The organism is Phenylobacterium sp. (genome assembly GCF_004297125.1).
GTDB lineage: Bacteria > Pseudomonadota > Alphaproteobacteria > Caulobacterales > Caulobacteraceae > Phenylobacterium.
This window is the reverse complement of sequence record NZ_SCVD01000029.1, coordinates 1-2,904: the sequence shown is the minus strand read 5'-3', so window position 1 is coordinate 2,904 and position 2,904 is coordinate 1. Positions and strand designations below refer to the sequence as shown.

The following is a 2,904-nucleotide window of genomic DNA, read 5'->3' as shown; positions in this document are numbered from 1 at the left end:
GTTCAGGCGGCACTCCACTCATCGGCGAAACCTCTCAAACACGGGATGGTGCGACGGGACGCTTCAGTGGGCAACGCTCATCCTTTCGTTTCCGTACACAACCGGCGTTCGTCCGCCACAAAGCGGCGGGAGAACCGACGGCTCCCGGCGGATATCTCGACGTTTTATGGCGAAATTCGTGATCAGGGTATGCAACCGGTTGGCGAACCGGCCGGCCGCCGCCATCAATCCCGTGTTCCACTTCCGGAGACGGCCGTGACCCGAAAGCGCGATCCCTTCTTCCTTGCCCTGGAGAGCATTCGCCATCTGTCCGAGCAGGGCAACTATGCGCCCGGGACGCCCATCGTGATCATCGAGGAGGCCCGACGCCTGCGGCTGTCGACCACGCCGGTGCGCGAGGCCCTCGCCTGGCTGTGCGGCGAGGGCCTGGTCGAACGCGCGCCCTTCGGCGGCTATCTGGCCTCGCGGATCGACGCGGCCCTGGTTCGGGACCGGTTCGCCTTCCGGCTCCATTGCCTGACGACAAGTCTGAACCTGGCCGAGGCCGTGCAGGACCGTGATGAACCCGTTCCCTCGTCCGCCGCACCGGAAAAGCGGCTGACCGAACGTCTCGGCCGCATCGTCCGGGGCGCGGGCAATCAGGTCCTGGCCGAAGCCTTCGAGCGGGTGGGCCGCCAGCTCCTGCCGCTGGCGCAGGCGGAACGGCGGATCCTGCATGATCGTGAAGCCGAGGCCGTCTCGATCCTTCAGCTAGCCGACTCCGCCTCGATGCCGGCGCTCCGACAGGCGCTGGTCGCCTATCACCAGCGCCGGATGGATGCCGCGCCGCTGCTGGTCCTCGATGTCTCCGGAGAGCGGCGGGATCCTCCCGGTGAGGCGGGCTAGGTGCCGGCGCGGCTGGCATGCCTCGGTCTGGGCCTGCTGCTGGGATTGCAGGCGGCGACCCAGCTGTTCGCCTGGACCTATCACTGGGCCGCGGCGCTTGGCCCGGCGATGCGGCTTCATCCCGACCTGGCGCTCTATCCGCCCTGGGCGATCCTGGCCTGGCGCGGGGAGTTCGGCGACGAGGCCCGGACAGCGGTCTCACGCAGCGCGCCGCTGATCCTGTTGGGTGCGGCGAGCGGCCTGGGGCTGGGATCGCTAGTCAGCGGCGATCGAACGGCGCGTCGGATCCGGGGATGGGGCGGCTGGGCCGAGGCTCGCCGCGCGGGCCTGCTCAGTTCCGCCGGCGCGGTCCTGGGCGTATTCAGGGGGCGGCTGCTGGCGACGGCCGATCTTCGGCCGACCCTGGTGACCGGCGGGACCCGCAGCGGCAAGGGGCGGGGCCATGTGACCCCGACCCTGTTGTCGTGGACCCCGAGCGTCCTGGTGCATGATCCCAAGCGCGAACTGTGGCGGATCACGGCCGGCTGGCGTTCGCGGTTCTCGCATGCCTCCTATTTCGCGCCGCGGGATCCGGCGTCCGCGCGCTGGAATCCGCTGGCGGAGATCCAGCCGGGACCGGGCGAGCTGGCGCAGGTCCAGCGTCTGGTGGCCATACTGTCCGATCCCGGGGGCGCAAGGGACGATGAGGCGATCTGGGACAAGGCCGCTTCGGAAATCCTCGAAGCCGTGATCCTGCACGTCCTCTACACCGCCGAGGACGCCGACAAGACCCTGCTCAAGGTGCGGGAGCTTCTCGCCGATCTCGACGATGCGGCCGACGGGATGATGAAGACCCTTCACCGGTCGGGGGCGGACGGGAAGCCCGAGACCCATCCGTTCATCCGGACGGCGGTGAAGGGCTATGCCGCCATGCACGACCGGTTCCGGACATCGGTGCAGGGGACGGCGCGGTCCTATCTGAAATGGCTGGCCGGCGAGGATGTGGAGCGGGCGCTGTCGGCGTCCGACTTCGCCATGGGCGATCTGATGTGCGCCGAAGCGCCGGTGTCGCTCTATGTCCAGGTGGCCCCGGCTGACGCCGCCGCGCTGCGGCCGCTCGTGCGATTGATGTTCTATGCGGCCGCCCAGGCCCTCACGGCGGAGGAGACCAGGGACGCGACCGGCCGGGAGAAACGCCACAAGCTTCTGATGGTCATGGACGAGTTTCCGCTCCTGGGGCGGCTGGCCTTCTTCGAGAAGTCGCTGCGTCTGATGAGTGGTTACGGGGTCAAGGCGATGTTCGTGGCCCAGTCGCTCAATGACATCGTCGAGACCTATGGTCAGCACAACACCATTCTCGACAACTGCGCGGTCTATACGGCCTTCTCGGCCCTGGATCCGTTGACCCAGGACAAGGTCTCCAGGCTGACCGGCTCGGTGACCGAAACCCGCACCAGCCGGAGCGGCCCCGCGGGACTGGGAACAGGCCGCAGCTCGGTGTCCCACGCGGAGATCGAACGGCCCTTGCTGGAGCCGGGCGAGATTCGGTCGCTGCCGGACGATCAGCAGCTGGTGTTCGTGGCGGGGCATCGGCCGCTGCGAACCGAAAAGCTGCTCTATGACCGGCGCGAACCATTCCGGAGCCGCGCGGGGGAAACCCCGCCCGATCAGGGCCGGCAGCTCGACGTTCCGCCCCGCGCCCCTCATCCGTGGGCGGGGCGCCGCAGCCTCGGGGAGGACGCGCAGGCCAGTCTGCCGCTGTTCAAGGAGGTGGCGGCGGCCATGGACGACAAGAAGGTCGCCGCCCGGGCGGCCGATATCTACGGGCGGGTGGCGCAGGAGATGGCCGCTCAACAGGCGGTCCTCGATCAGTTGCAAGGACCAGGAAATGCCCAGGACTAACCCCCAGACCGCCCGCGTGCAGGTCTATCTCACCGATCCCAAGCTCGCGACGGCGCTTAATCGCGAGGCGCGGGCAGGCCGGATGCCGCTCAGCCAGGCCGCCGGGCGGGCGATCTCGCGGGGGCTGCAGAAATCGCC

General features: G+C 68.8%; 2 protein-coding genes. Both read left to right on the top strand.

Annotated elements, in window-relative coordinates; translation table 11 throughout:
* Positions 1 to 885, top strand: an 885-nt coding sequence (locus tag EPO51_RS21520) for a GntR family transcriptional regulator (RefSeq protein WP_293354449.1), incomplete at its 5' end; no start/stop codon positions are given.
* Positions 886 to 2,766, top strand: coding sequence for a type IV secretory system conjugative DNA transfer family protein (locus EPO51_RS21515; RefSeq protein ID WP_293354447.1), 1,881 nt, complete (start codon positions 886 to 888; stop codon positions 2,764 to 2,766).
* The last annotated feature ends 138 nt before the right edge of the window (positions 2,767 to 2,904 follow it).